This is a genomic window from Pseudomonas sp. LS44 (assembly GCF_024730785.1).
Taxonomy (GTDB): domain Bacteria; phylum Pseudomonadota; class Gammaproteobacteria; order Pseudomonadales; family Pseudomonadaceae; genus Aquipseudomonas.
On sequence record NZ_CP102830.1, the window covers coordinates 3,587,337 to 3,609,130 of the forward strand.

The window sequence follows — 21,794 nt, forward strand, 5'->3', positions numbered from 1 at the left end:
GTATTCCGTAACGACACAGCGTTCAGGTCACGCAGCGAGCACCGCCCACTCGCGCAGAAAGCCGTACAGATAGAAAAGATCGCGCATTGTCGGAGATTCACCCACCCGCCTCAAGCTTAGGCTGTCGCCAGCCGGCGAGCATCTCCCTATAATGCGCGCCCTATGGCTAAGCAAAAGAAACACCCTCAAGGCACCATCGCGCAGAACAAAAAGGCGCTGCACGATTATTTCGTCGAGCAACGCTACGAGGCCGGCCTGGTATTGGCTGGCTGGGAAGTGAAGAGTCTGCGCGCCGGCAAAGCCCAACTGGTTGACAGCTATGTGCTGCTCAAGGACGGCGAGGCGTGGCTGATGGGCTGTCACATTACGCCGTTGACTACCGCCAGCACCCACGTGATCGCCGACCCTATCCGTACCCGCAAGCTGCTGCTCAATCAGCGCGAACTGGGCAAGCTATTCGGCAACGTTCAGCAAAAAGGCTACACCTGCGTGGCCCTGTCGCTGTACTGGAAAGCACACTTGATCAAGTGCGAAATCGCCCTGGGCAAGGGCAAGAAGGAATACGACAAGCGCCACACCGAGAAGGAACGCGACTCCGATCGCGAAATTCAGCGCGCGGTGCGCAGCAAGGGCAAGGACGACTAGTCACAGGCCCTGACGGCGCTGCGCCCGCGCCGTCCGCTCGACCTCACGCCGTGCCTCCGACAGCACTTCCTGCACGTAATGGATGTGCTGGCTGGAAATCTCCCGCGCCGCCTCGGCGCGCCCCTCGATGATCGCCTCGTACAACGCCCGGTGCTGACTCATCAGCATGTCGCGGGTTTCGCCGCGCTGCGCGTACATCCCGCCGATATTGGTCACCACATTGCGCTTGAGCAGGTCGAACAGGCCGCGAATAGTGTGCAGCAACACGGCGTTGTGGCTGGCCTCGGCAATCGCCAGATGGAAGCGCGCATCGGCGGCGCCCTCCTCGGCGCGACTGCTCGGGGTCGGCGCCCGCGCATAGCAGGCCTGTAGTGCGGCGAAGGCCTCGTGCAGGCGCTGATGGTCCGGCGCGGTGGCGCGCAGTGCCGCGTAGTAGGCGCAGGAGCCCTCCAGGGTATGGCGGAACTCGAGCAGGTCGCGCTGCGCCTCGGGGTTGCTCTCCAATAGCTGCAGCAGCGGATCACTGAAGGTCGAGCCGAGCGTATCGACCACGTAGTTGCCGCCCCCCTGGCGGCTGACCAGCATGCCCTTGGCCGCCAGCTTCTGGATCGCTTCACGCAGCGACGGTCGCGACACGCCGAACTGCTCGGCCAGCGCACGCTCCGCCGGCAAGCGCTCACCCGGCTTGAGCGTGCCTTCGAGGATCATCGACTCGAGGCGCGCGACGATATCGTCCGACAAACGGCGCGGTTGGATCTGATTGAAGCTCATTACCTTTCCCTCCCGGCCCGCAGCGATGCACGCGTCTATTTCGCGGCTTTGCGCAACCTCCAGCAAAATTGGTCAGACCATAGCGAAGGACGCCACCAAGGCGCCTCTCGACCAAAGTCGTAGTGCGACAAATTGACAGCCTTTCCGCCGAGCTTTTACTCTGAGCCGTCGATTTTGTAAATTGGTATTACCAATTTAGCCGACACTGCACGCCGAGGTCAAGATCCGATTCGCCCGCGCGCCACAAGCGCCGAGGCAGCCCCGGCCCACAGGCACACCCAACAACAATCAGGGAGCCACCCCACGATGCAAGCCTGGCAACAGCTCTACACGCCCCTCGGCAGCCTCGGCCTGTCGGCCTTCGCAGCCCTCATCCCGATCATTTTCTTCTTCCTCGCCCTGGCGGTATTCCGCATGAAGGGGCATGTCGCCGGGACCATCACCCTGGCGCTGTCAATCCTGGTGGCGATCTTCGCCTTCGGCATGCCCACCGACATGGCCTTCGCCGCCGCCGGCTACGGTTTCGCCTACGGCCTCTGGCCGATTGCCTGGATCATCGTTGCCGCGGTGTTCCTCTACAAACTGACGGTGAAGAGCGGCCAGTTCGAGGTGATCCGCAGCTCGGTGCTGTCGATCACCGGTGACCAGCGCCTGCAGGTGCTGCTGATCGGTTTCTCGTTCGGTGCCTTCCTCGAAGGCGCCGCCGGCTTCGGCGCGCCGGTGGCGATCACCGCCGCCCTGCTCGTCGGCCTCGGCTTCAACCCACTGTACGCCGCCGGCCTGTGCCTGATCGCCAACACCGCACCGGTAGCCTTCGGCGCCCTGGGCATCCCGATCATCGTCGCCGGCCAGGTCACCGGTATCGATGCGTTCAAGATCGGCGCCATGACCGGCCGCCAACTGCCGCTGTTGTCGATCATCGTGCCGTTCTGGCTGGTGGCGATGATGGACGGCTGGCGCGGCATCAAGGAAACCTGGCCGGCCGCCCTGGTCGCCGGTTCCAGTTTCGCCGTGACCCAGTATTTCACCTCCAACTTCATCGGCCCGGAACTGCCGGACATCACCTCGGCGCTGGTCAGCCTGGTGTGCCTGACCCTGTTCCTCAAGGTCTGGCAACCGAAGACCGCAGGCGAGCAAGAGATCGCCGGCGTGAATGCCGACGGCAGTGCAGTACTCGGCGGATTCGGTGGGGTGCGCAGCACCGAGCCGTCGCCGTACAGCTTCGCGCAGATTCTCAAAGCCTGGTCGCCGTTTCTGGTGCTCACCGTGCTGGTCACCATCTGGACCCTCAAGCCGTTCAAGGCGATGTTCGCTCCCGGCGGTGCGCTGGACAGCTTCGTGTTCCTAATCGCCATCCCGCACCTCGACCAGCTGGTGATGAAGGTCGCGCCGATCGTCGCCAACCCCACCGCGATTCCTGCGGTATTCAAGCTTGACCCGGTATCCGCTACCGGCACCGCGATCTTCTTCTCGGCGCTGCTGTCGATGGTGATCCTCGGCATCCACGTCAAAACTGGTCTGACCACTCTCAAGGAGACTTTCGTCGAACTGAAGTGGCCGATCCTGTCGATCGGCATGGTGTTGGCCTTCGCCTTCGTCACCAACTTCTCCGGCATGTCGACCACCATGGCGCTGGTGCTGGCCGGTACCGGTGCGGCGTTCCCGTTCTTCTCGCCGTTCCTCGGCTGGCTGGGCGTGTTCTTGACCGGTTCGGACACCTCGTCCAACGCCCTGTTCGGCTCGCTGCAGGCGACCACCGCGCACCAGATCGGGGTCAACGACACCCTGCTGGTGGCGGCCAACACCAGCGGTGGGGTGACCGGCAAGATGATCTCGCCGCAATCCATCGCCGTGGCCTGCGCCGCCACTGGCATGGTCGGTCGCGAGTCGGATCTGTTCCGTTTCACCCTCAAGCACAGCCTGATCTTCGCCACCTTCGTCGGCCTGATCACCCTGGCGCAAGCCTATGTATTCACCGGCATGCTGGTGCATTAAGTGCTCTCCCCTCTCTCATGCGTGGGAGAGGGGCCGGGGGAGAGGGTAATTAGCTCCGCCGCCCTCTCCCTAGCCCTCTCCCGTATACGGGAGAGGGAACTGACATCGACCATCCACCGATGAGACGCTCATGATCATCTCTGCCTCAACCGACTACCGCGCCGCCGCGCAACGCCGGCTGCCGCCGTTCCTGTTCCACTATATCGACGGCGGCGCCTACGCCGAGTACACGCTGCGCCGCAATGTCGAGGACCTGGCCAGCATCGCCCTGCGCCAGCGCGTGCTGAAGAACATGGCCGAGCTGAGCCTGGAAACCCGCCTGTTCAACGAAACCCTGGCGATGCCGGTGGCGCTCGCGCCGGTGGGTCTGACCGGCATGTACGCACGGCGCGGCGAAGTGCAGGCGGCCAAGGCGGCCGCGGCCAAAGGCGTGCCGTTCACCCTATCCACCGTGTCGGTGTGCCCGATCGAGGAAGTCGCCCCAGCCATCGACCGGCCGATGTGGTTCCAGCTCTACGTGCTCAAGGACCGTGGCTTCATGAAGAACGCCCTGGAGCGCGCCAAGGCCGCCGGGGTGACCACCCTGGTGTTCACCGTCGACATGCCGGTGCCCGGCGCGCGCTACCGCGACGCGCATTCCGGCATGAGCGGTCCCAACGCCGCGCTGCGCCGCATGCTGCAGGCGGTGACCCGCCCGGCCTGGGCACTGGACGTCGGCCTGCTCGGTCGCCCGCACGACCTCGGCAATATCTCCACCTACCGCGGCCACCCGACCGGCCTGGCCGACTACATCGGCTGGCTGGGGACCAACTTCGACCCGTCGATTTCCTGGAAGGATCTCGAGTGGATCCGCGACTTCTGGGACGGCCCGATGGTCATCAAGGGCATCCTCGACCCGGAAGACGCCAAGGACGCGGTGAAGTTCGGCGCCGACGGCATCGTCGTGTCCAACCATGGCGGCCGCCAACTGGACGGCGTGCTGTCCAGCGCCCGTGCGCTGCCGGCCATCGCCGACGCGGTGAAGGGTGAACTGGCGATCCTCGCCGACTCTGGCATCCGCACCGGCCTCGACGTGGTGCGCATGCTCGCTCTCGGTGCCGACACCGTGCTGCTCGGCCGCGCCTTCATCTACGCCCTGGCGGCCGCTGGCCAGGCCGGGGTGACCAACCTGCTCGACCTGATCGAGAAGGAAATGCGCGTGGCCATGGTGCTCACCGGCGCCAAGTCGATTTCCGAGATCAGCCGCGACTCGCTGGTCCGCGAACTGGGCGTCTGACGCCCGGACTCCCGCGCCTTACCGGGCGCGGGAGTGGAGCGGGCAACCCACCAGCGGCCCGCTCCCCAGCCCCGCGACCGTGAACGGCAGCGGGGTGCAGTCAACCATAATCCGAGGGGCCGTCACGAGCGGCCCCCAACCCACCGTGATTCCTGGAGCACGCATGAGCCTGCCCGCCGCCTTCCTGACCGCCGTCGAACGCCTGATCCCGCGCGAGCGGCGTTTCGACGACCCGCTGTCCACCCTGGCCTTCGGCACCGATGCCAGCTTCTACCGGCTGATCCCCAAGCTGGTGGTGCGTGTCGAGAGCGAGGCCGAGGTGGTCGCCCTGCTGCAACTGGCGCAGGCCGAACGGGTGCCGGTGACCTTCCGCGCCGCCGGCACCAGCCTGTCCGGCCAGGCGCTCAGCGATTCGGTGCTGATCGTCCTCGGCGACAACTGGAACGGCCGCGAGATCCGCGAAGGCGGTGCGCAGATCCGCCTGCAACCGGGGGTGATCGGCGCCCAGGCCAACGCCTGGCTGGCTCCGTACAGCCGCAAGATCGGCCCCGACCCGGCCTCGATCAACGCCTGCAAGATCGGCGGCATCGTCGCCAACAACGCCAGCGGCATGTGCTGCGGCACCGCACAGAACAGCTACCAGACCCTCGCCGGCATTCGCCTGGTGCTGGCCGACGGCAGCGTGCTGGACACCGAGGACGCGACCAGCGTCGCGGCGTTCGAGCAGCGCCACGCCGCACTGCTCGCGCAATTGGCCGAGTTGGGCAGACAAACCCGCGCCAACCCCGAGCTGGCGGCGAAGATCCGCCACAAGTACCGGCTGAAGAACACCACTGGGCTGTCTTTGAACGCCCTGGTCGATTACGACCGGCCGCTGGACATCCTCAGCCACCTGATGGTCGGTTCCGAAGGCATCCTCGGCTTCATCAGCGCGGTGACCTACGACACCGTGCCCGACCACCCGCACAAGGCCAGCGCGCTGATCGTCTTCCCCTCGGTGGAGACCTGCTGCCTGGCCGTGCCGGTGCTCAAGCGCCAGCCGGTGTCGGCGGTGGAACTGCTCGACCGGCGCAGCCTGCGCTCGGTGCAGGACATGGTCGGCATGCCGGCTTGGGTGAAGGACCTCTCCGGCCAGGCCTGCGCGCTGCTGATCGAATCGCGCGCCGCCACGCAGAGCCTGCTGCACGAACAGCTGGCGCAGATCATGGCGTCGATCGCCGAGTTCCCGGTGGAGAAGCAGGTCGACTTCAGCGAAGACCCGGCCGTCTACAACCAGCTGTGGCGCATCCGCAAGGACACCTTCCCGGCGATCGGCGCGGCGCGCGAGACCGGCACCACGGTGATCATCGAGGACGTGACCTTCCCGGTCGAACAGCTGGCCGCCGGGGTCAACCGCCTGCTCGCGCTGTTCGACAAGCACGGCTATGCCGAGGCGATCATTTTCGGCCACGCCCTGGAGGGCAACCTGCACTTCGTGTTCACCCAGGGCTTCGAGGCGCCGGAACAGGTGGCGCGCTACGCGGCGTTTATGGACGACGTCGCGCAACTGGTGGCGGTGGAGTTCGGCGGTTCGCTGAAGGCCGAGCACGGTACCGGGCGCAATATGGCGCCGTTCGTCGAACTGGAGTGGGGCAGCGACGCCTACCAGCTGATGTGGCGGATCAAGACCCTGCTCGACCCGGCCGGCATCCTCAATCCGGACGTGCAGCTCAGCCGCGATGCGCAGATCCACCTCAAGCACCTCAAGCCGCTGCCGGCCGCCGACGCGATCGTCGACAAGTGCATCGAATGCGGTTTCTGCGAGCCGGTCTGCCCGTCCAAGGGCCTGACCCTCAGCCCGCGCCAGCGCATCGTCATCTGGCGCGATATCCAGGCCAAGAAGCGCGCCGGCGAGAACACCCGGCAACTGGAACGCGACTACCAGTACCAGGGCCTCGACACCTGCGCGGCCACCGGCCTGTGCGCGCAACGCTGCCCGGTGAACATCAACACCGGCGACCTGGTGCGCCAGCTGCGCGCCCAGGCGGCGACGCATCAGCAGACCGCCAGCTGGCTGGCCGGGCATTTCCACACCGCGATGCAGGGCACCCGCGCCGCGCTGCACGTGGCCAATGGTGCGCGCCGGCTGCTCGGCGCACCGCGCTTGGCGAAAACCAGCGCGGCGCTGCACAAGGTCAGCGGCGGCCTCGTGCCGCAGTGGTCACCGGCCATGCCGCAGCCGCTGAGCCTCGGCCCGCAACCGGCGCCGGTAGCCGATGCCCGCCCACGGGTGGTCTACCTGGCGGCCTGCGTCTCGCGGGCCATGGGCCCGGCGGCCGGCGATGCCGAGCAAGTACCGCTGCTCACCAAGACCCGCCAGTTGCTGGAAAAGGCTGGCTACCAGGTGGTGTTCCCCGACCACCAGGACAGCCTGTGCTGCGGCCAGCCGTTCGCCTCCAAGGGCTACCCCAAGCAGGCTGAAGCCAAGAAGCAGGAACTGATCGCCGCGCTGCTGAAAGCCAGCCGCGGCGGCCTCGACCCGATCTATTGCGACACCAGCCCGTGCACCCTGCGCCTGCTACAGGACGGCCTCGATCCGCGCCTTAACCTGCACGACCCGGTGAAGTTCATCCGCGAGCAGCTCTTCGAGCGCCTGGAGTTCAGCCCGGAGGACAAGCCGGTGGCGGTGCACGTCACCTGCTCGACCCAGCACCTCGGCGAAGCCCAGGGGCTGATCGACATCGTGCGACGCTGCACCACGCAAGTGGTGATCCCCGAAGGCATCCACTGCTGCGGCTTCGCCGGCGACAAGGGTTTCACCACCCCGGAGCTCAACGACCACGCGCTGCGCACGCTGAAGGACGCAGTGCAGACCTGCGCGGAAGGCGTGTCCACCAGCCGCACCTGCGAGATTGGTCTGTCCAGCCATTCCGGCATCGATTACCACGGCCTGGTCTATCTTGTCGACCGAGTCACCCAGCCCAAGGCCGCGCCCTGAGGCGCTGCGCTCGGCCCCGACTGCGTGGGGCGTTCTTGGGCGGCCAAAAAACTGAACCCAGCCGGACAGTCGCAAGTCCACCCTTGTATGCCGACAGCGGCACCCCAGAAGTTGTCCCACGACTGGGGCACCGGGGTAAACCGACAAGAGGAACCGACCATGAAGCGCTTTGCGATGCTGATAGTCGCGGCCTTGCTGACCGCGCCGGTGTTCGCCGCCGACCTGTGCGACATCAACCTGTAGAAGCTGGAGGACGCCCTGGCGACCCAAGCGTCGAACGGCGATACCGCCACCCAGCAGGCCGAGGAAGCCAAGGTCGTGGGTGACACCGAAGGCTGCATTAACAACAGCAACAAGACCCTGCAGGTACTGGAAAACAGCGATAAAGGCGGGGGCGGCACTAGCTAACCAGCAGCGCCGGCTTTCCTATACTCAAGATCCGTTCATTCAGATTGGAGAACCGCCATGCGCCGTTTCAGCCTGCTGTTTGCCGCCCTGCTGTTCAGCACCCCGCTCTGGGCCATGCACTGCCCAGCGGACATGACCCAGATCGACCAGATGCTGAAAACCGCCCCACCCAGCGACCCCGCCGTGCTGGCTCAGGTGCAGAAGCTGCGCGCCGAAGGCGAAGCGCTGCACAAGTCCGGCGACCACACCGAGTCGGTGAAGGTCCTCGGCGAAGCGATACAGCTGCTGCAAGCCAACGAGTAAGCGCCGCGCCTCAGGGTGCCCGGCCGAGCAACGACAACGCCAGCCGGCGCACCTGCTGCAGGTCCACCGGCTTGGCCAGGCAAGCCTGGGCCCCGCGTCGGCGCGCCTCGGCGAAGGCGGCCTCGTCGGCCGTGGCGCTGATGACCAGCACCGGCACCTCGCGCAGGCGAACGCTGTGGCGCAGGTGGTCGAGCACCTCCAGGCCGTCACCGTCCGGCAGGTCGAGGTCGAGCAGCAGCAAGGCCGGCACCCGCTCATCCAGCGCGGCCAGCGCCCGCTGCACCGAGGCCACGCCGCGCACTTCGGCGAATTCGCGCAGGCCCTCCTGGAGCACCTTCAGACAGGCCGGATGGTCCTCGACGCACAGCACCTGGGCCAGCGCCCGTGGCGCCGCCACCGGGCTGTGCGCCTGAGCATCCGCCGCTGCCTGCGGCGCGGCGGCACTGGGCAGATCGATCCAGAACCGGCTGCCGACGCCCGGCGAACTGCTGAAGCCGATCTCACCATCCATCAGCTCGGCCAGTTCACGGCACAGCACCAGACCAATCCCGGCACCCGGGGTGGTCGAATTCTCCCAGCCGAGGCGCTGGAACGGCTGGAACAGCTGCGCCTGCTGCTCGGCACTCAGCCCGGCGCCGCCATCCTCGACCCACAGCCGCACGCACCCGGGGCGCACCTCGTAACCGAGGCTGACCAGGCCGTAGGTACTGTTGTACTTGATCGCGTTGGACAGCAGGTTGAGCAGCACCTGGCGCAGCCGGCGCGCATCGCCCAGCACGTAGAGCGGCGGTTCGACACTCATCACCTGCAACTGCTGACCCCGCTGCTGGACCTCCGGCTGAACCAGTTCGGCGCAGCCGGCGAGCAGCGCGCCGGCTTCGATCGGCTGCAACTGCAACTGCTGGCGGCGGCTTTCGATGCTCGACAAGTCGAGGATGTCGTCGACCAGCGAGGTCAGGTGGCGACTGGCGTTGAGGATTTCCCGCGAATAGCCGAGCACCGGCTGGGTCTCGCCCTGTTCCTCGGCCTCCAGTTCGATCAGCTGGGCGAAGCCGTGAATGGCGTTGAGCGGCGTGCGCAGTTCGTGGCTCATGCTGGACAGGAAGCGACTCTTCGCCTGACTGGCGCTCTGCGCCTCGACGCTGGTGCGGCGCAACTCCTCCTGCACGCGTTTGAGCCGGGTGATGTCGACGTGCGTGCCGGCGACGCGCAGCGCCATGCCGTCGGCGTCGCGCTCCAGCACCTGGCCACGACTGAGCAGCCAGGCGTACTGGCCCTGGGCGTCGGCGAAGCGGTATTCGGCATCGAAGCTGTTCTCGCTCTCGCTTTCGCGACACAGCAGCCGCAGGTGCCGCAACCGATCACGGTCGTCCGGGTGCACGCGCAGGTTGTACTCGGCCAGCGGCATCTGGTCGTAGGGCAGGCCGAAGCGGCGGATGAAGCGCTCGCCGAGCTTGAAGGTCAGTCGCTCACTGTCCAACTCCCAGAGGCTCTCGGTGGTGCTCTCGAGGATCAGTTCGAGCTTGCGCTGCGCATGCTGGCGTTGCGTCTCGCTGGCCTGCAGCTGCGCGCCGGCCTGCACCACTGCTGCGCCCATGCTGGCGATCTCTACGATGCTGCTGCTCGGCGCCTGCGGCCGATAGTCACCCAGGCCCAAGCGCTGCAGCATGCCGGCGATGCCCTGCAGCGGCGCGGCCAGCGCATCGCTCAGACGCCGCGAACGGCGCCACATCCAGGCGAAGAACAGCGCATAGAACGACAGCAGGCCGGCGATCAGCAGGTAGCCGATCTGCCGGTAGTGCTCGGCGAGGCGGTTGGTCTGCTGGAAGATGTTCGCCTCGTCGACCACCAGCAGCAGGCGCCAGCCGGTCTGTGGAATCTCGCTCCAGGCCAACAGTTGCTTGCGCCCGCCGAGCAGCACTTCCTGCACGCTGCTCGGGTTCGCCGCCATGGCCTGCAGCAGCGGCTGCAGCTCTCGGCGCTGCGCGAGGTTGAAATCTGCGGGTTTGAAGGTCTCCTGCTGCACGGCTTCGAGATAGTCGTGCTGGGTCAGCTCGTTGAGGCCGAAGTCGCCCTCGCCGGCCTCCGGCAGCGCCATGATGCTGTTGTCGCGGCCCACCAACATCGCGTAGCCCTGCCAGGGCACCTGCAAACTGCCAATCTCGGCGAGCATCTTGCCGATGGTGATATCCAGACCCACCACCCCTTCGAGGAAGTCACCGCGATACACCGGCGCGACCGCCGACATCATCCAGCCCAAACCGGCCGGGTCGAGGTAAACGTCGGTCCACACCACCTTGCGCGCGGGGTTGTGGCGGGCGTCGGCGAGGTAATAGAAGTTGTAGTCGGGGATCACCATGTCATGGGGATAGCGATCCGGGGTGAGGAAGAACGGGTAGATGCGGTTGTAGCTGTCCCAGCTGTTGAAGTAGATCGCCGACACCAGCGGGCTGGCAGCCTGGATCGAGCGCATCAGCGGGTCGACGTGCATCAAGCGCAGGGCCTTGGCGTGGTCCTGCCGGGCCTGCGGCGTGCTGCTGGCATAGAAGGACGCCGCGCGACCATCGTCGCTGCGGCTGTAGAACACGCCGTCAGCCGTCAGCGCATGGCGCTGACGCTCCAAGGCGTCCGGCTGGTAGGCCTTATCCGCCAGAGCCTGGGCCACCGCATCGCGGTAGATGCGCACTTGTGCCTCGATGCCCTGCAAGCGGCCATCGATGATCTGCCCCTCGCGCTGCACCGCGGCGGTCAGATCCTGCACCGCACGCTGCTGCAGATAATCCAGTTGTGCATCGCGGATCGCACTGTTGGTCAGCAGGTACACGGCGATCAGCACCGACTCCACCAGAATCAGCGGAATCAGGGCGCTCTGCACGAAGGCGCGCCAGATCCACCGGCGCAGGGGGTAACGCGAAGCACGCGACATAGCGACGACTCTTCCAGAATGTCGGCGTTAGCAGACGAAAGCCGCATGATAACCGCTGCCCGCCCGCCGTCCATGCCGGTCGACGCGCCAGCACCTTTGCCGTAGACTGCATATCCCACTGTGTTACTACAGTGTTTTGGGGCCGATTAGGATTCGACGCCGGTAACAAAACTCTAGGGGCATGCCGAGTTGGTAACAGAACTCGTAAATCCACTGTTGCAAACTTATAGTTGCCAACGACGACAACTACGCTCTAGCCGCCTAAGTGCCGCTAGCTGTCCATAGGGGATGCCTGTAAACCCGAAGATTCTGGACAGTCAGATAGAACAGGATCGCCGCCAAGCTCGCTGCAGGTGTAACGGCTAAAACTTATGCAGCTCGCTCCAAGCGCCCTGCCACTCGGGCCGCGCGGAGTTAACTCAATAGAGATGGCTAAGCATGTAGAACCGACAGCGGAGAACTGGCGGACGGGGGTTCAAATCCCCCCGGCTCCACCACCCACACATCTAAAGACGTCCACGGACGTCTTTTTTTGTGCCTGAAAGCCAGTAGCGATGACCAGCGTCAGGCTCCGAGGCCAAGCATCTGGCTGTCGATCACCTCTAACGGTCGATCATCCAATGCCGGCCCTACTGCTACAGGCACTTCGCCGCGGCGCGCCTGGCGATATTCGCTGGGCGTGCAGCCGGCGAATTGCTTGAAGGCGCGGGCGAAGTAGGAAGGATCCTTGAAGCCGGCCTCATAACCGATGCTGGTGATAGGCATCTGGCTGTTGTCGAGCAGCTCCTTGGCGAAGCCCATGCGCTTGCGCAGGATGTACTCCATGAAGCCCACACCGAGCTGCTCCTTGAACAGCCGACAAAAGCGGAAGGACGTCATGCCGCAGTGCTGAGCCAGTTCCTTCTGATCGATACCCTCGCGAAAGTGCTGGTCGATATGCAGCAGGGCCTTTTGCAGCGCGCGCTGCTTCTGGTGCGACTTGGTCAGCCGGATGCTGTCGGGTAGTGGGCAGCCGTGCTCGATGTAGGGTTTGCTGGCGTGGATGGTGCCGCCTTGGCGCAAGGTCCGCAGTTGCTGCAGACATTCCAGATAGCGGGTCTTTTCGACGCCGGGGAGCGGCAACACCAGGTACTCCCAGACGCCGGCACGCATAGCCCATACAGCCAGCTCCTCGGAGTGTTGCACGGTGAACATGGTGATGGGGATCGATGGCGCGGTGCGCTTGACCTCCAGCAGCAGGTTGAGACCGAGGGCATCCGGGCGGTCGAAGTGCATGCAGATCATGTCGGGCTGCTGGTCATGTTCCGCATCCGTCACATTGGAGTCTCGTGCCAGCCGGCAATCGCAGGACGAGCGAAACTGCCCGATCAATTCCTCCGCCGAGCGATCGTGTGTGAGATCGAGCCATAACAGCACTGGTTTACTTCCGGAAATGCACGCCATTTTCCCGAACCCGCCCTGTTTTCTTATATGGCCCTTCCAGAAACTCTACGCAGGGCCTTGCGTTTCCCTGCCCTGCAGTATTGTCAATGTGCTACCAGCCTAAAGACCTATTTTTTATATAAGACTAAGGTCTTATTTGAATAGCGATCTAAAAAACTGCCTCGGCCGCCTGCCTGCGTCAAGGAATCGCCATTTTGCTTGGCATTGCAGGGATTTCGCCGTTCGTCTGACGCTTTTCGGTCAGACGCCGGACGGGCAAAAAACTCCTAGTGATGCGCAAAAAACTCCTAACCCTCCGCACTTGCCCCTGACTAGGGTGCAGACAGGCGGCACATGGCATGCCGTTGAGTTCGACAAATCAATAAGCGAATGAGGTGGGCGAAATGGATCTGCAAGCGATCAAGAGTTCGGTGGTGAAGTTCGTGAAGGACGAGAATGGGCTGACCATCGTGGAGTATGCGGTGGCGGGTGGGCTGGTCACTGTAGGGGTCGTCCTGGCGTTCGTCACCCTGGGCACGAACGTGAACACCGCAATCACCTGTTTGCATCAGGCCGTAGCGGGAACGCCGGGCGCTGGCTGCTGACACCAGTTGATGCCCATGGAGCAACGGCTAATGGTGCTCAGTCTGGTTGGACTGTTGATGATTGCGGTGGTGAGCGATCTGCGGCGCCACCGCATCCCCAACTGGCTGGTGCTGCTGGGGCTGGTTTTGGGCCTGGCCAGCCAGGCGTATTTCGCCGGCATTACCGGGCTGGGCAACGGCCTGCTGGGTCTGCTGGTCGGCTTCGTCGTGTTCCTGCCGCTCTATGTCTTGGGCGGCATGGCTGCCGGCGACGTCAAGCTGATGGCCATGGTCGGCAGTTTCCTGGCGCCCGGCGCGGTGCTGTGGGCGGCGGGGTGCAGTCTGCTGGCCGGCGGACTCTGCGGTTTCCTGCTGGTGCTGGTGCGCGGCCAGTTGCCGCTGACCCTGTCGCGCTACTGGCTGATGCTCAGGGCACAGGCCTACTTGGCGCCAGCGCCGAATGAAGTGGCCGATCAGCCTTTCCCCTACTCGGTAGCCATTCTGCTCGGCACACTGCTCAGTCTGTTCTGGCAGCCTTTCAAGAACTGGCAGCTGTTCGGCTTCGGCCTGTAGCACGGGAGAACCGTTATGTACGCCGTCAGCGACAGCGATGCCTACCCCAGCGAGCGCGAGGCCGTGCAGCGTCTGGCGCCGCAGCCACGCAGCATCCGTGATACCGGCCTGACCGACAACTTCCTCGGCGATCTGCTGTGCAAGCATCTGCACGACGCCGGGGTTCTGGATCTGCCGCGTCTGGTCGAGCGCCTGGCGCTGACCGGCTCGGTGCTGGAAGAGGTGCTGGCCTTCCTGCGCAAGGATGGGCGCGTCGAGGTACTTGGTCAGGTCGGCGGTCAGGGGCTGCGCTACGGTCTCACCGAGCGTGGCCGGCGTGCCGCCCGCGATGCCCTGGCGCGCAGCGGCTACATCGGCGCCGCGCCCTTTCCGGTGAGCGCCTACCGTTCGCTGCTGAAGGTGCAGACCATCCATCACGGCCGCATCGGCATGAGCGACATGCACTGCGCCTTCGACGGGGTGGTGCTGGCCGATGACATGCTCGATCAGTTGGGCGTGGCCCTGAATTCCGGGCGCGCCATCATGATTTACGGCCCGGCCGGCACCGGCAAGACCTATGTCAGCAGCCGCCTGATCCGCTTGTTTGCCGAGGCCATCTGGCTGCCGCATGCCATCGTCATCAACGATGCCGTGCTGGAAATTTACGATCCGCAGATCCACCAGCGCCTGGATGTCGAGCAGCAGGGCAGCCTGCTGCTCAACGAAGGCATCGACCGGCGGCTGCTGTGCTGCAAGCGGCCGCTGCTGATCACCGGCGGCGAGCTGGGCCTGGAGCAGCTGGAGGTCCGCTACGACCCTTCCACCCGTCTGTACCAGGCGCCGCTGCAGCTCAAGGCCAGCAACGGCCTGTTCGTCATCGACGATCTGGGCCGTCAGCGCGTGGCGGCGGGCGCGCTGCTCAACCGCTGGATAGTGCCGATGGAAGAGCGGCGCGATTTCCTCAATCTTGGCGGCGGCCGGCACTGCGAAATACCGTTCGACCTGGTCCTGGTGTTTTCCACCAACCTCAATCCGTTGGAACTTGCGGACGAGGCCTTCCTTCGGCGGATTGGCTACAAGCTGCATTTCAACTACCTCGACCCCGGCCATTACGAGCGCATCTGGCGCCAGGAGTGCGAGCGCCTGGGCATTCCTTTCGACCCGCTGCTGCTGCGGTACGTGCTGCAGGGCTTGTACGAGGCCGAGGGCATGCCGTTGGTGCCCTGCCACCCGCGTGACCTGCTGGGCATGGCGCTGGATCGTCAACGCTATCTGAATGCCTCTGGCCCGCTGTCATTCATCGATCTGGAGTGGGCCTGGCGCAATTACTTCGTCCAGCTCGACTTTTTGGATTAGGGAGATACCGACATGAGCGCGCGTACCTTGACTCTGATTGCCCTGTCCCTGGTCCTCGGCCTGGGCGCTGCCTGGATGGCCAACAACTGGCTGAGCGCGCGGCTCAACGCCAGTCCGGACGACAACCTGCAGAACGTGGTGGTCGCCACCGTGGAGATTCCGTTCGGGCAGATGGTCGAGGCCCAGCAGGTCACCGTGGTGCGTATGCCCAAGGGCACGGTGCCGGACGACTCGTTCCAAACCAGCGAGCAGGTGGTGGGCAAGATCGCCACCTTCTCCATGCTGCGCGGCGACATCCTGCGCGGCGCCCGGCTTGCCGAGCACCTGGGCGGCAGCACCCTGGCCTCGCTGATCGAGCCCAGCAAACGCGCGGTGTCGGTGCGGGTGGACGACGTGGTCGGGGTCGGTGGCTTCCTCCTGCCGGGCAACCGGGTGGATGTGCTGGCGACCAAGCAGGCCGGCGGCAATAGCAATGCCGAGGCGGAAACCATTCTGGAAGACCTGCGCGTGCTGGCGGTGGACCAGACCGCCAGCACCGACAAGACCCAGCCGGTCGTGGTGCGCGCGGTAACCCTGGAAATGAGCCCCGCCGAGGCGGAGGTGCTGGTCAAGGCGATGAGCGAAGGTCGTCTGCAACTGGCCCTGCGCAATCCGCTGGACGAGCAGAAGAAGCCGGCGCAACCACTGGCGGTGAACCAGCCGGCAGCGGTAGCACCTGAGGTTTCCAAACCGGTGCTGCGCCGCAGCGGTGGCAGTGGCGGCGGCATCACGGTGATTCGCGGTATCGAGGTCAAGGTGGCGAAAGCCCAACTGTAGCGGTGCTTTAACTTCCCGCGCCTACGGGGAGAGCAGGACAGGAGGGGGATGTCGACGGCCGGCCCTCTCCCCAGCCCTCTCCCGTAAACGGGAGAGGGAGACAAGCTAAGCGGTGCACGCCAAGAGAGGCAGATTCGTAGGGTGGGTTAGCCGTAGGCGTAACCCACCGACCAGGCTGGACACGGGTGCCCAGGTGGCACCGCTGGCGGGTTACGCCGCTGCGCGGCTAACCCGCCCTACAAAAGCTGGGCTGGCCCTCTCCCCCAGCCCTCTCCCGTAGACGGAAGAGGGAGACAAGCTAAGCGGTGCATGCCCTGAGAGGCAGGCGTACTAACTGATGGCAAGCGGCATACCACGCAAGGAGTAGTACATGGATACCCTCCACAAATTCAGGACATACGCGCTGCACACCCTGGGCGCATGCTTGCTGCTGACTGCCGCGGTGCAGGCGGCCGAGCCGCCGACGGCGGTACGTGCGATGCCGGCGGCCAACACCAGCCAGATCCAAGTGCCTATCTACAAGTCGCGCGTACTCACCACCCGTGCGCCGGTGAAGAGGGTTTCGGTCGGCAACCCGGAGATCGCCGACATCCTGATCACCAGCCCGACCCAGCTGTACCTGCTGGGGCGCTCCCTGGGCAGCACCAACGTGCTGTTGTGGGACGGTAGCAACCGCCTGATCGACAACTTCGAACTCGAGGTGGCGCACGACCTCAACGGTTTGAAGAGCAAGCTGCACGAGCTGCTGCCCAACGAAGAAATCGAGGTTTACAGCGCCCAAGGCGCCCTGGTGTTGCGCGGTCAGGTCAGCAGCGCGGTGGCCATGGATACCGCAGTCAAGCTGGCCAAGACCTATACCGCACAAACCTCGAGTGTGGTGCAGGGGGAAGGTGAAGCCGCCGTGGCGGCACCGACCCAGTCGCTGGACGTGATCAACCTGCTGAGCGTCGGTGGCAGCCAGCAGGTGATGCTGGAGGTCAAGGTGGCGGAGATGCAACGCAGCCTGGTCAAGAATCTCAATGTGCGTTTCAACGCCCTGGACTTCGGCTCTTCCAGCAACTGGAGCGGGGGCGGCTTCAATAATGGTCAGGGGCTGGGCCTGACCCCCGGAGGTGGACTGATTACTCCACCCGGTTCGCTCATCGGCAATGGCAAGGGCATCTTCGCTCAGTTCCTCTCGGACGAATTCCTCTTTAACGTGGTGCTGGAGGCGTCCAAGGACAATGGCTCGGCCAAGGTATTGGCGGAGCCGACCCTGACCACCCTGACCGGGCAGCAAGCGGAGTTCATTTCCGGTGGCGAATTCCCGGTGCCGATCACCGAGGACGATGGCATCACCATCGAGTTCAAGGAGTTCGGGGTCGGGGTGAAGTTCCTTCCGGTGGTGCTCGATTCCGGGCGCATCAACCTCAACCTGAATGTCTCGGTGAGCGAGCTTTCCAATGCCAACTCGCTGGTGCTGGATACCGGCCTGCAGAGCATCCTGGGTGATGGGGTCACCCAGGTCATCCCCTCGCTGACCAAGCGCAGCGCCGAGTCCACCGTCGAGCTGGGCAATGGCCAGACCATCGCCATCGCCGGTTTGATCAGCGAAAACACCCGCGATTTCGTCAGCCGTTTCCCGGGGCTGGGTGATATCCCGGTGCTGGGGCATCTGTTCCGCAGCCAGTCGTTCATCAATGGCGAAACCGAACTGGTGATCCTCGTCACGCCGCACCTGGCCAAGCCGGTGGATGCGCGCACCGTGCGCCTGCCAACCGAGAAGTTCGTCGAGCCCAGCGACCTCGACTTTTACCTGCTTGGCAAGACCAAGGGCCGTGAGGCCGGGCGCTCGGTGCCGGTCAGCCTCGGCGTCAGCGAAGGCAGCTTTGGCCATGATCTCAACTGATTCGGAGCGCACGAGCATGAAACGCATGATTGTCATGGGCCTGCTGGTTGTCGGGCTGACCGGCTGTGTGATGGATTACGAAGAGGGGCGGGTCGGCACGCTGGGCTACAGCGTCTACCAGACCCACTACCAGCAGATCGCCGACAAGCAGGTGGCGGCCAATCCCGGCACGGAGGTGTCGCCCGCCGGCACCGACGGCCCGTTGACCGAGAAGGTCATGGACGGCTATCGGGGCCAGACCGGCGATGCCGCGCAGGTCGGCCAGCCGATCCAGATCAACATCGGCGACTGAGGAGCCGACCATGAACTCCCGCATCCATAGGCCATTTACCGCGCCGCCGCGTCGCCAGCGGGGGGCGGTGATCGTACTGGTCGTGATCGCGCTGCTGGCGATCCTGGCCATGGCCGCGCTGGCGCTGGACGGCGGGCACATGCTGGTGAACAAGACGCGCCTGCAGAATGCGGTGGATGCCGCGGCGCTGAGTGGGGCCAAGCGGCTCTTGCAGGTGTCCGGCGCGGCTGGTGCGGCGACCGTGGTGCGGACTGCAGCGCGCGATACGTTGTCGCTGAACGCCAGTGCGCAGAACGGCAACGGCGAGCTGGCGACAGCCATCACCAGAGCCGGGGGCATTGGCAGTTTTGCGGTGGTAGAACTGGCCAGCAGCGTTTACGGGCCGTTCTCCTTCCCGGGGCCTGCAGATGCCAGCTATGTGCGGGTGTCGGTGCCGAACTATCCGCTGAGCCAGTTCTTCTGGGGCATTCTGCAGGCGATCGCTGGCCCCGATCCGGCCAAATCGGTAGCCGCCATCGCTACCGCCGGGCCCAGTCCTACCAGCCCCTGCGACGTCGCGCCGCTGATGGTGTGCGGCAACCCGGCGCAGTACGACCCGGGCAATGGGATGTTCTGGGGCTACCGCTTCGGCGATCTGCAGCTGCTGAAAACCGCTGCTGGCAACAACTCGCCGATCGGCCCCGGCAACTTCCAGCTGCTCGATCTGGGAGGCAATGGCGGTAATGGCGTCCGTGAAGGGCTGGCCGGCGGAATCAAGCAGTGCAACAACGTCGGCGAGCAGGTGCAGACCAAGCCGGGCAATACCGTCGGGCCGTCCGTGCAGGGCCTGAACACCCGCTTTGGCGAGTATCAGGGCGGCAACCTCAGCCGCCAGGACTATCCGCCGGATCTGGTCATCACCGCCAACTCGCCCGAGCTGAAGTACGACGACAGCGAAACCCCACCGCGCATCGAGCACCGCAACCAGCCGGTAAGTTCCAGCAACGGCAACCTGTCCACCGCCAGCAACGCACTGTTCGATTACAACGACTGGCTACGGGATTCCGCTGCCTGCGCCGCCGGCACCGGCAGCGGCAGCGGCTGCCAGAGCGGTGGGGTGTTCGAGCGGCGCATGCTGAAGATCGTGGTCGGTCAGTGCAGCGGAACCGATGGGGGTACGTCATCGGTGCCAGTGCTGGGTTTCGGCTGCTTCTTCGTGCTGCAACCGGCGGAACACAAGGGCAACGAGGCGCAGATCTTCGGCCAGTTCGTCCGCGAGTGCGAAGGCGACAATGTGGCCGGGCCGACCCCGATAGACGATGCCGGCCCGCAGATCATCCAGCTGTACAAGACCTATATCGACAACAACCGCACGCCGAGCGGCGACTCCTAGGAGGGCCCATGGACCGACAAGCATTCGCGCGGCGCCAGGCCCAGGAGGGGGTGGCCATGGTCGAGTTCGCCATCACGCTGCCGCTGCTGCTGTTGCTGTTGTTCGCCATCGGCGAGTTCGGCCGCCTGCTGTTCCAGTACAACAGCCTGCTGCAGGCCAGCCGCGACGCTGGGCGCTTCGCCGCCAACGAAGCCTGGAACGCCACCCTGGGGCGGGTCGAGTTGAGCGCTAGCCTGCGCACCCGGACCCAGAACCTGGCGACCAGCGGGGTGGCGTCTTCGGCGGCTGTGTCCTGCACGCCTGACACCCGTGCCGCCCTGACCCCCAAGGTTTGTCCGGGCAACGTGGAAGTAGCGGCGGATGGTACGCAGCACGTTCGGGTCACCATCAGCTACACCTTCCGGCCACTCATCGGCAACGGCCTGCCGGCGTTCATCGGCAATGGCACGGCGCTGAACGTCCCGTTGGTCGCCACCACCGTGATGAGGGCCTTGTGATGAACGCCAGGCGGATGCGCGGGGTGTATGTGGTCGAATTCGCCATCATCGGCCTGCTGCTGTTCATCCTGCTGTTCGCTGTGCTGGAGATGGGCCGTCTGTTCTTCACGGTCAACGCCCTGAATGAAACCGTGCGCCGCGGTGCGCGGCTGGCGGCGGTATGCGACATCAGCGAGCCGCGCATCCTGCGCCGCGCTATCTACAACGCGGCCAACGACGCCGGCGCCAGCAGCCTGATCGGCGGCCTGGACACGGCCGACCTGAGCCTGACCTATCTGGACGAGAACGGCACGGCCGTGGCGAGCCCCAACGATCTCAGCGGCGCCGCCGGCTTCCGTGCGATCCGCTACGTCCGCCTGCGGGTGCAGAACTTCACCTTCAACCTGCTGATTCCCGTGCTGGGCACAGGAATCACGCTGCCGCTGTTCCAGTCGATCCTGCCCCGCGAGAGCCTTGGCCGGCATGCCGAAGCGGGTGTAGTGCCGGAGATCACGCCATGCTGAGCAACAGGGATGTCACCCCGTCGAGAACCGTCGCCCAGCAGGGCATGCGGCTGCTGATCAGCAGCCGCGACGCCGCGGCCTTGCGCCACCTGCAAGGCCTCAGCCAGCGCATTCCCGGCCTGCAGGTGACCACGCGGCTGGTGAGCAACGGCCATACCGATCCGCTTTACGGCCTGGAGCAGATGCCCGACCTGCTGTTGCTGCGCCTCAGTCACCTGTGGCGCGAGGAACTGGCCGCGCTGCTGCAGCGCCCGGCCCAGGAGCGTCCGCCCTTGCTGGTCTGCGGGCCGCTGGATGAGCGCGAGGGCATGCGCCTGGCGATGCAGGCCGGCGCCCGGGATTTTCTCCCCGAGCCGGTGGCCGCTGAAGAGTTGCAGGCGGCGATCGGCCGCGTGCTTAGCGAGGCCCGCAGCGGCACCGGCTGCGGCGGCAAGCTGGTCGCGGTGATGAATGCCAAGGGCGGCTCCGGTGCCACTTCCCTAGCCTGTAACCTGGCCCAGCAGCTTAGCGCCAGCGGCGCGAGCACCTTGCTGCTGGATATGGATCTGCAGTTCGGCAGCGTGACCCATTATCTGGATGTACGGCCCTCGCACAGCCATCTGGAAGTGCTGCAGCAGATCGACGAGCTGGATAGCGTGGCCCTGCGCGGCTTCTGCAGCCATTTCAGCCCTGACTTGCATGTGCTGGGCGGGCGCTCCAGCGAGCTGTGCCTGCCGCAGGACGTGCACCAGGAGCAATTGGATTCCTTGCTGCGCCTGGCGCGCAGTACCTACGACTGGGTGGTGGTCGACTTGCCGCGGCAGATCGATCACCTCACCAGCATCACGCTGGAACAGGCCGATCAGGTCTACATCCTGATGCAGCAGAGCCTCAGCCACCTGAAGGATGCCACCCGCCTGATGCGCATCCTGCGTGACGACCTGGGTGTGCAGGGCAACCGTCTGCAGGTGGTGGTCAACCGCTACAACAAGGTCGCCCCGGTCAGCCTCAAGGACATTGCCGAGGCGCTGCGCTGTGCCGATCTGCAGAAACTGCCCAACGACTATGCGGTAGTCAGCGAAAGCCAGAACACCGGCGTGCCGCTGGGGATTCATGCGCCGCGCGCCCCGGTCACCCTGGCCGTGCGCGAGCTGTGCCAGGAGCTGCTCGGCACCGAGGCCGCCGCGCAGGGCTTGCTGAAACGTACCTTCGGCCGACTGTTCAGGGGATAG

Annotated in this window: 19 protein-coding genes and 1 other RNA gene; 17 read left to right on the forward strand and 3 right to left on the reverse strand. The window is 65.1% G+C overall.

Annotation, left to right across the window (positions count from 1 at the left end; genetic code table 11):
- The first annotated feature begins 162 nt into the window (after positions 1–162).
- A complete protein-coding gene (gene smpB, locus NVV93_RS16075) occupies positions 163–645 on the forward strand; it encodes an SsrA-binding protein SmpB (protein ID WP_119892257.1) in 483 nt (160 codons plus the stop codon).
- Here the strand turns inward: smpB and NVV93_RS16080 are convergent, their stop codons facing one another.
- The gene (locus NVV93_RS16080; RefSeq protein ID WP_258251645.1) at positions 646–1,416 is read right to left on the reverse strand and encodes a GntR family transcriptional regulator; all 771 of its coding nucleotides are present in this window, start codon (positions 1,414–1,416) and stop codon (positions 646–648) included.
- A 306-nt stretch (positions 1,417–1,722) separates the two neighbouring features.
- Between NVV93_RS16080 and NVV93_RS16085 the strand changes: the two genes are divergently transcribed.
- The 5 genes from NVV93_RS16085 (at position 1,723) to NVV93_RS16105 (ending at position 8,375) form a co-directional block, all read left to right on the forward strand.
- The gene (locus NVV93_RS16085) at positions 1,723–3,411 is read left to right on the forward strand and encodes a lactate permease LctP family transporter (protein WP_258251646.1); all 1,689 of its coding nucleotides are present in this window, start codon (positions 1,723–1,725) and stop codon (positions 3,409–3,411) included.
- 130 nt (positions 3,412–3,541) lie between these two features.
- Positions 3,542–4,687: an FMN-dependent L-lactate dehydrogenase LldD gene (gene lldD, locus NVV93_RS16090; protein ID WP_258251647.1), complete on the forward strand. Its 1,146-nt coding sequence runs from the start codon at positions 3,542–3,544 to the stop codon at positions 4,685–4,687.
- A gap of 163 nt (positions 4,688–4,850) precedes the next feature.
- Complete coding sequence (locus NVV93_RS16095) at positions 4,851–7,664, forward strand: FAD-binding and (Fe-S)-binding domain-containing protein (RefSeq protein ID WP_258251648.1); 2,814 nt, start codon at positions 4,851–4,853, stop codon at positions 7,662–7,664.
- A 111-nt stretch (positions 7,665–7,775) separates the two neighbouring features.
- Positions 7,776–7,907: a hypothetical protein gene (locus NVV93_RS16100; RefSeq protein WP_258251649.1), complete on the forward strand. Its 132-nt coding sequence runs from the start codon at positions 7,776–7,778 to the stop codon at positions 7,905–7,907.
- Between the two features lie 222 nt (positions 7,908–8,129).
- Positions 8,130–8,375 carry a hypothetical protein gene (locus NVV93_RS16105; RefSeq protein ID WP_258251650.1) on the forward strand — a complete coding sequence of 82 codons (246 nt, stop codon included), beginning with the start codon at positions 8,130–8,132 and terminating at the stop codon, positions 8,373–8,375.
- Positions 8,376–8,385: 10 nt separating this feature from the next.
- On the opposite strand, the gene NVV93_RS16110 is transcribed toward NVV93_RS16105, so the two are convergent.
- Positions 8,386–11,301 (reverse strand): ATP-binding protein, encoded by a 2,916-nt coding sequence (locus tag NVV93_RS16110; protein ID WP_258251651.1) that lies wholly within the window; start codon positions 11,299–11,301, stop codon positions 8,386–8,388.
- 138 nt (positions 11,302–11,439) lie between these two features.
- Here NVV93_RS16110 and ssrA point away from each other — a divergent pair.
- Positions 11,440–11,798: a transfer-messenger RNA gene (gene ssrA / locus NVV93_RS16115) on the forward strand.
- A 67-nt stretch (positions 11,799–11,865) separates the two neighbouring features.
- On the opposite strand, the gene NVV93_RS16120 is transcribed toward ssrA, so the two are convergent.
- On the reverse strand, positions 11,866–12,744 hold the full coding sequence (locus NVV93_RS16120) for an AraC family transcriptional regulator (RefSeq protein WP_258251652.1): 879 nt from the start codon (positions 12,742–12,744) through the stop codon (positions 11,866–11,868).
- A 383-nt stretch (positions 12,745–13,127) separates the two neighbouring features.
- Here NVV93_RS16120 and NVV93_RS16125 point away from each other — a divergent pair, with 383 nt between their 5' ends.
- From NVV93_RS16125 to NVV93_RS16170, 10 genes are all read left to right on the forward strand, one after another.
- Entirely contained in the window at positions 13,128–13,328 is a 201-nt protein-coding gene (locus tag NVV93_RS16125; RefSeq protein WP_258251653.1) for a Flp family type IVb pilin, read from the forward strand.
- Positions 13,329–13,337: 9 nt separating this feature from the next.
- Entirely contained in the window at positions 13,338–13,880 is a 543-nt protein-coding gene (locus NVV93_RS16130; RefSeq protein WP_258251654.1) for a prepilin peptidase, read from the forward strand.
- Positions 13,881–13,895: 15 nt separating this feature from the next.
- Positions 13,896–15,215 (forward strand): AAA family ATPase, encoded by a 1,320-nt coding sequence (locus NVV93_RS16135; RefSeq protein WP_258251655.1) that lies wholly within the window; start codon positions 13,896–13,898, stop codon positions 15,213–15,215.
- Between the two features lie 12 nt (positions 15,216–15,227).
- A complete protein-coding gene (cpaB, locus tag NVV93_RS16140) occupies positions 15,228–16,031 on the forward strand; it encodes a Flp pilus assembly protein CpaB (RefSeq protein WP_258251656.1) in 804 nt (267 codons plus the stop codon).
- A 370-nt stretch (positions 16,032–16,401) separates the two neighbouring features.
- Entirely contained in the window at positions 16,402–17,919 is a 1,518-nt protein-coding gene (locus tag NVV93_RS16145) for a type II and III secretion system protein family protein (protein WP_258251657.1), read from the forward strand.
- A gap of 16 nt (positions 17,920–17,935) precedes the next feature.
- Positions 17,936–18,211: a hypothetical protein gene (locus NVV93_RS16150; protein WP_258251658.1), complete on the forward strand. Its 276-nt coding sequence runs from the start codon at positions 17,936–17,938 to the stop codon at positions 18,209–18,211.
- A 10-nt stretch (positions 18,212–18,221) separates the two neighbouring features.
- Positions 18,222–19,583, forward strand: coding sequence for a Tad domain-containing protein (locus tag NVV93_RS16155; RefSeq protein WP_258251659.1), 1,362 nt, complete (start codon positions 18,222–18,224; stop codon positions 19,581–19,583).
- Positions 19,584–19,591: 8 nt separating this feature from the next.
- Positions 19,592–20,080: a TadE family protein gene (locus tag NVV93_RS16160; RefSeq protein WP_258251660.1), complete on the forward strand. Its 489-nt coding sequence runs from the start codon at positions 19,592–19,594 to the stop codon at positions 20,078–20,080.
- The gene (locus NVV93_RS16165) at positions 20,080–20,583 is read left to right on the forward strand and encodes a TadE/TadG family type IV pilus assembly protein (RefSeq protein ID WP_258251661.1); all 504 of its coding nucleotides are present in this window, start codon (positions 20,080–20,082) and stop codon (positions 20,581–20,583) included. Before NVV93_RS16160 ends, NVV93_RS16165 begins: the two co-directional genes overlap by 1 nt.
- Positions 20,577–21,794: an AAA family ATPase gene (locus tag NVV93_RS16170; RefSeq protein ID WP_258251662.1), complete on the forward strand. Its 1,218-nt coding sequence runs from the start codon at positions 20,577–20,579 to the stop codon at positions 21,792–21,794. Before NVV93_RS16165 ends, NVV93_RS16170 begins: the two co-directional genes overlap by 7 nt.

Bases quoted from the DNA above. Each gene is read 5' to 3' on its own strand.
- NVV93_RS16170 (WP_258251662.1), top strand. From the start codon at position 20,577: ATGCTGAGCAACAGGGATGTCACCCCGTCGAGAACCGTCGCCCAGCAG.
- NVV93_RS16105 (WP_258251650.1), top strand. From the start codon at position 8,130: ATGCGCCGTTTCAGCCTGCTGTTTGCCGCCCTGCTGTTCAGCACCCCG.
- NVV93_RS16150 (WP_258251658.1), top strand. From the start codon at position 17,936: ATGAAACGCATGATTGTCATGGGCCTGCTGGTTGTCGGGCTGACCGGC.
- NVV93_RS16165 (WP_258251661.1), top strand. From the start codon at position 20,080: ATGAACGCCAGGCGGATGCGCGGGGTGTATGTGGTCGAATTCGCCATC.
- smpB (WP_119892257.1), top strand. From the start codon at position 163: ATGGCTAAGCAAAAGAAACACCCTCAAGGCACCATCGCGCAGAACAAA.
- NVV93_RS16125 (WP_258251653.1), top strand. From the start codon at position 13,128: ATGGATCTGCAAGCGATCAAGAGTTCGGTGGTGAAGTTCGTGAAGGAC.
- NVV93_RS16095 (WP_258251648.1), top strand. From the start codon at position 4,851: ATGAGCCTGCCCGCCGCCTTCCTGACCGCCGTCGAACGCCTGATCCCG.
- NVV93_RS16160 (WP_258251660.1), top strand. From the start codon at position 19,592: ATGGACCGACAAGCATTCGCGCGGCGCCAGGCCCAGGAGGGGGTGGCC.
- NVV93_RS16080 (WP_258251645.1), bottom strand. From the start codon at position 1,416: ATGAGCTTCAATCAGATCCAACCGCGCCGTTTGTCGGACGATATCGTC.
- lldD (WP_258251647.1), top strand. From the start codon at position 3,542: ATGATCATCTCTGCCTCAACCGACTACCGCGCCGCCGCGCAACGCCGG.
- NVV93_RS16085 (WP_258251646.1), top strand. From the start codon at position 1,723: ATGCAAGCCTGGCAACAGCTCTACACGCCCCTCGGCAGCCTCGGCCTG.
- NVV93_RS16155 (WP_258251659.1), top strand. From the start codon at position 18,222: ATGAACTCCCGCATCCATAGGCCATTTACCGCGCCGCCGCGTCGCCAG.
- NVV93_RS16145 (WP_258251657.1), top strand. From the start codon at position 16,402: ATGGATACCCTCCACAAATTCAGGACATACGCGCTGCACACCCTGGGC.
- NVV93_RS16120 (WP_258251652.1), bottom strand. From the start codon at position 12,744: ATGGCGTGCATTTCCGGAAGTAAACCAGTGCTGTTATGGCTCGATCTC.
- NVV93_RS16110 (WP_258251651.1), bottom strand. From the start codon at position 11,301: ATGTCGCGTGCTTCGCGTTACCCCCTGCGCCGGTGGATCTGGCGCGCC.
- cpaB (WP_258251656.1), top strand. From the start codon at position 15,228: ATGAGCGCGCGTACCTTGACTCTGATTGCCCTGTCCCTGGTCCTCGGC.
- NVV93_RS16130 (WP_258251654.1), top strand. From the start codon at position 13,338: ATGCCCATGGAGCAACGGCTAATGGTGCTCAGTCTGGTTGGACTGTTG.
- NVV93_RS16135 (WP_258251655.1), top strand. From the start codon at position 13,896: ATGTACGCCGTCAGCGACAGCGATGCCTACCCCAGCGAGCGCGAGGCC.